This window comes from Halomonas sp. 707D4 (assembly GCF_024158685.1).
Lineage (GTDB): Bacteria > Pseudomonadota > Gammaproteobacteria > Pseudomonadales > Halomonadaceae > Vreelandella.
This window is the reverse complement of sequence record NZ_JAMZBD010000409.1, coordinates 1-2,770: the sequence shown is the minus strand read 5'-3', so window position 1 is coordinate 2,770 and position 2,770 is coordinate 1. Positions and strand designations below refer to the sequence as shown.

3 protein-coding genes and 1 pseudogene are annotated in these 2,770 nt (G+C 64.3%); all 4 read right to left on the bottom strand.

The features are described from left to right. Positions 1 to 543: pseudogene (gene secD, locus BIS11_RS14450) on the bottom strand (protein translocase subunit SecD); the annotation flags it as partial. 125 nt (positions 544 to 668) lie between these two features. Next, positions 669 to 995, bottom strand: coding sequence for a preprotein translocase subunit YajC (gene yajC, locus BIS11_RS14445; protein WP_018918121.1), 327 nt, complete (start codon positions 993 to 995; stop codon positions 669 to 671). A gap of 67 nt (positions 996 to 1,062) precedes the next feature. Further along, a complete protein-coding gene (tgt, locus tag BIS11_RS14440) occupies positions 1,063 to 2,199 on the bottom strand; it encodes a tRNA guanosine(34) transglycosylase Tgt (RefSeq protein WP_253419106.1) in 1,137 nt (378 codons plus the stop codon). A gap of 34 nt (positions 2,200 to 2,233) precedes the next feature. Next, positions 2,234 to 2,770: tRNA preQ1(34) S-adenosylmethionine ribosyltransferase-isomerase QueA (gene queA / locus BIS11_RS14435; RefSeq protein WP_253586383.1), on the bottom strand; the 537-nt coding region annotated here is incomplete at its 5' end.

Sequence of the window (2,770 nt, the reverse complement as noted above, 5' to 3'; positions counted from 1 at the left end):
GTTGGCGAAATCGATGGAGAGCATCTGGCCGTCGATCTCGGTGTTGCGATAGCGGATGCGCTCGCCGCGCAGCAGCTCGCGCATGGCGCTGGCGTTGACTTCCAGGCGCTGGGTGATGGCGGCGTCCATGTCCACTTCGAGCAGAAAGTGCACGCCGCCGCGAAGGTCGAGGCCCAGCGTCATCGGCGAGGCGGAGAACGCCTGCAGCCAGCCCGGAGTGGCGTCGGCCAGGTTCAAGGCCACGGTGGCATTGGGCCCCAGCGTCTCGGCGGCGATGTCGCGCGCATTGAGCTGGTCGTCGTCGTCTTCCAGACGAATCAGCCACTGGCCGTTCTCGAGATCGGCCCCTTTCACCTCGATGCCGTTGTCGGCCAGCGCCTGCTGGACGCGGGAGACCTCGCGCTCGTCGAGGGCATCGCCCTGGGCGCTGCTTACCTGGATGGCGGGGTCGGCGGGAAATAGGTTGGGAAGCGAGTAGATAAGGCCGAACAGCAATACGACCAGTATCAGAAGATACTTCCACAGGGGGTAACGGTTGAGCATGTAAGCCCTGCCTTCAATGACATACGGAATTGCCGTACGCGAGCGATCGCGTACGGCAACGTTGACCATCGTTTACCATCGCGCCCATGCCGGGTGGCGGGCACTGCGGCAGGGGGACGCAAAGATCAGATGGACTTGATGGTACCCTTGGGCAGTACCGCGGCCACGGCGTTCTTCTGCACGTTCACTTCGGTGCCTTCGGAGACTTCCAGGGTCAGGAACTCGTCGGAGACCTTGGTGACGCGACCGACCAGACCGCCGCCGATGACGACTTCATCGCCCTTGTCGAGGCTCGTCACCAGCTGCTTGTGCTGCTTGGCGCGCTTGGCCTGCGGGCGCCACAGCAGGAAGTAGAAGATCAGTACGAAACCGACCAGCATGACGATTTGGGCAATGCCCCCGCCGGCGGCCGCTTCCTGGGCGTGGGCCGGTGAGATGAAGAAATCCAGCATCGAGCGAACTCCTGGTTGACGCAGTTAATGGGTAAGGGGTCGAGCCACGCGCCAAGGCGCGTGGCGATCAATTCGCAAGGGGTGGTACGGGCAGGCCGCGCCGGGCGTAAAAGCCCTCCACAAAGGCGGTCAATGTACCCGCTTCGATTGCCGCGCGCAAATCCGCCATTACACGCTGGTAATACCGCAGGTTGTGGATCGTATTGAGCATCGAGCCGAGCATTTCGTTGCAGCGATCCAGGTGGTGCAGGTAGCTTCTGGAGAAGTTCTGGCAGGTGTGGCAGTCGCAGCTTTCGTCCAGCGGTCGAGTGTCATGCCGGTGCTTGGCGTTACGGATCTTGACCGTGCCCTCCGGGGTGAACAGATGGCCATTGCGGGCGTTGCGGGTCGGCATCACGCAGTCGAACATGTCCACGCCCCGACGCACGCCCTCGACCAGATCCTCCGGCTTGCCGACGCCCATCAGGTAACGCGGCTTGTCGTCCGGCATCCAGGTGGGCAGGTAGTCGAGCACCTTGATCATCTCTTCTTTCGGCTCGCCGACGGAAAGCCCGCCGATGGCCAGGCCATCGAAGCCGATCTCCAGAAGCCCCTTGAGCGAGCGCTCGCGAAGCTCCGGGTGCATGCCGCCCTGGATGATGCCGAAAAGCGCCGAGGGCGAGTCGCCGTGGGCATCGCGAGAGCGCCTGGCCCAGCGAAGCGAAAGCTCCATGGACTTCTCGGCCTCCTGGTAGGTGGCCGGGTAGGGCGTGCACTCATCGAAGATCATCACCACGTCGGAGCCGAGCGAGCGCTGCACCGCCATCGACTCTTCCGGGCCCATGAACACCTTGCTGCCGTCCACCGGCGAGCGAAAGTGCACGCCCTGCTCGGTGATCTTGCGCATCTTGCCGAGCGAGAAGACCTGGAAACCGCCGGAGTCGGTCAGGATCGGCTTGTCCCACTGGGCGAAGTCGTGCAGGTCGCCGTGGGCCTCGATCACCTCCACCCCCGGGCGCAGCCACAGGTGGAAGGTGTTGCCCAGGATGATCTCGGCGCCGATCTGTTTGACCGACTCCGGCGTCATGCCCTTGACGGTGCCGTAGGTGCCCACCGGCATGAACGCCGGGGTCTCCACGGTGCCACGGGGAAAGTGCAGGCGGCCCCGGCGCGCGCGGCCATCCTCGGCCAGGCGCTCGAAGCGCATGAAGCATTCGTTTCGCATATAAAGTACTCGTGTCTCGATTTCGTCGGCGGCGTCAGCGGGTCAGGAACATCGCATCGCCGTAGCTGAAGAAGGCGTAGCGCTCGCTGACCGCTTCCCGATAGGCGTGCATGATCTGCGCGTGACCCACGAAGGAGGCGACCAGCATCAAGAGCGTCGATTCCGGCAGGTGGAAGTTGGTGATCAGCGCATCCACGCAGCGCCACTCATAGCCCGGGTAAATGAAGATGTCGGTATCGCCCTGGTAGGGGGCGATCTGGCCGTCGGCGCTTTTCTGGCAGGCGCTCTCCAGGCAGCGCACGCTGGTGGTGCCCACGGCGATCACCCGCCGGCCTGCGGCCTGGGCCTTACGTACCTTCTGGCAGGTCTCGTCGGACACCTCGAACCATTCGCTGTGCATGTGGTGCTCGAGAATGTTGTCCACCCGCACTGGCTGGAAGGTGCCTGCGCCCACGTGCAGGGTGACGAAGGCGCTCTCGACGCCTTTCTCCTTGAGCGCGTCGAGCAGCGGCTGGTCGAAGTGAAGCCCCGCCGTGGGGGCGGCGACCGCGCCGTCGCGGCGGGCGTAGAC

Bases quoted from the DNA above. Each gene is read 5' to 3' on its own strand.
- tgt (WP_253419106.1), bottom strand. From the start codon at position 2,199: ATGCGAAACGAATGCTTCATGCGCTTCGAGCGCCTGGCCGAGGATGGC.
- yajC (WP_018918121.1), bottom strand. From the start codon at position 995: ATGCTGGATTTCTTCATCTCACCGGCCCACGCCCAGGAAGCGGCCGCC.